Origin of the sequence: Frankia sp. AgKG'84/4 (assembly GCF_023242965.2) — a bacterium.
In the GTDB taxonomy this organism is placed as follows: domain Bacteria; phylum Actinomycetota; class Actinomycetes; order Frankiales; family Frankiaceae; genus Frankia.
Genome location: NZ_JALKFU020000953.1, coordinates 1 through 2081 on the forward strand (window position 1 = coordinate 1; position 2081 = coordinate 2081).

A 2081-nucleotide genomic window follows, 5' to 3' on the forward strand; every position below is an offset into this window, starting at 1 on the left:
CGCACGGGCACCGCCGGGGGCCCGCCGAGGGGGCCGACGCCGACGGGCGGCGCCCGGACGCGGAACCGGGCCTCGGCCCGGACCCGGACTGCTGAGCGCGCGTCGCCGCCGCGTCCGGGGGAGGTCCTCAGAAGACCCGGCGGGGGACCGACCAGGTGGCGCCGGCGCCCGACGAGCGCCACACCATGTGCAGCTCGTCGCCGACCCGGGCGAGAACCTCGAGGTGGCCGTCGAAGTTGCTCTGGATCATCGAGACGGCGTCGACCCTGCCGAGGGTGGGGGCGAACGGCCGGGGGCCGCTCCAGGCGGGCGTCGGCGAGCCGTTGTTCCGGTAGTAGTGGATCAGGCCGCCGCCGGCGGCGGGGGTGACCACCTCGAAGTTGCGCGAACCGTCGCCGAACGAACTCTGCACGATCACCGGGTTACCGGCAACGCCCTCGCCGAAGATCGGTCCGGTCCGCCAGACCGCGGTGTTGTCGCGGGTGAGGTGAACCAGGCGGCTGCCGACCCGGGCGACAGCCTCGAGCCTGCCGGCGCCGCCGCCGAGCGTGCCGTGGATGAGGCTGACGGCGTCGACCTTGCCGAGGTTGGCGCCGAACAGCTTCGGGGCGCTCCACGGGTAGCCGTAGACGTCGTGATTGCGCCACAGATGCTGCAGGCCGACGTCGGCGGCCGGGACGAGCAGCTCGAAGTTACCCTTCGTCCCCAGCCTGCTCTGCACCAGCGACGGGACTCCGCCGACGCCTTGGAGCAGCTTGGTGGGCGGGTGCCAGGCGAACGACCCGGTGCTGTCGCGCCAGAGGAAGTACAGCGTCGCGCCGACGCGGACGGCGGCCTCCAGCGGCCCCGGGTTCGCCAGGGTGCTCTGGATCATCGTGACGGCGTCGACCGGGCCGAGGGCCTGCGCGGTCTGCCACGGGTCGCGCCACGGGTAGCCGACCGCGTCGTTGTCCCGCCAGACGTGCGTGAGTCCGGCGAACTTCGACGGGACGACGACCTCGAAGTTCCCGACCTTCCCGAGCCCCTTCGACTGCACGAGGACCGGGTTGGCGCCCACGCCGTGCCCCCAGCCCAGCTGGCTGGGGGTGAAGCGGCACAGCGCGAAGCTGTTGGAGCGCATCAGGCAGTCGGCCGGCGCGGGGGCGCAGCTGTCGCAGTTGCCGTTGGACGTCTGGAACACGCCCCACTGGCCGCCGCAGTCGCAGTTCGCGCCGCCGTACTCGTCCGGGGCGCCGAAGATGTGACCGGTCTCGTGGGTGAAGACCCGGTCGATGTTGTCCGGCCCCCAACCATCGTTGGCGTACTGCATGACGATGCGGGGCCCGCCCACCGACGAGTAGGCGAAGTAGCCGAGCGGGTACTTGGTGAAGAAGGCGCAGTACGACCAGGAGGTACGGAGCTTGGCGCGCAGCGCGTCGACGTAGGCGTAGACCCCGTCGAAGTTCGCCGGGTAGCCGAGCCGGTCCATCGTCGGGTCCCGCCAGAGCGCCTCGAGGTCCGCGGCGTTCGGGTTGGCGGGCACGGGCAGCCGCACGATCTGGATGTCGTAGTGGAACGCGAGGCCCGCCGCCGGGTTGGTGCTCGCGTACCAGGACAGCCCGTTCTGCACCTCGGCGACGACCTTGGTGCGTTCGGCCGCGGAGAACTGCAGGTCCGCCGTCGGCCCCTCGACGATGATCAGCCCGATGGCGACGGAGCCCTCCAGCCGTGAGCTGGTGGGCGAGCCGGCGCTTGCCGACGTGGCGAGGGCTGGGCTGTCCGGCGTCGCCAGGGTCGCGAGCGGGCTGAAGTGGTCCGCGCGTCCGTTCGGAGTGATCTGGGTGTTCGGAGTGATCTGGGTGTTCGGAGTGATCTGGGTGTCGGGGCCGGCGCCGGGGACCGCCGCCGGGCCCTGGGACGCGCCGCGCGGCGGCGGGACGTCGGTGCAGGGCCGGTCCATGTCCCAGCCGTGGCCGTCGCGGGGCCGGTCGTCCTTGAGCCGCCGGTAGGCCGTGCTCGCGCGCAGTCGGAAGGCGTCGAGGCCGAGCGTCTCGGCCCGGTTCAGACCGGGGCTGACCCCGGTGGTGGACACGACGCTGCCG

General features: G+C 72.7%; 1 protein-coding gene. It reads right to left on the reverse strand.

Going from position 1 to position 2081, the window contains the following annotated elements; all coding sequences use genetic code 11:
* Positions 1-127: 127 nt before the first annotated feature.
* Positions 128-2081 (reverse strand): DUF8189 domain-containing protein (locus MXD58_RS26270; protein WP_250610449.1); only part of this gene is annotated, 1954 nt, incomplete at its 5' end.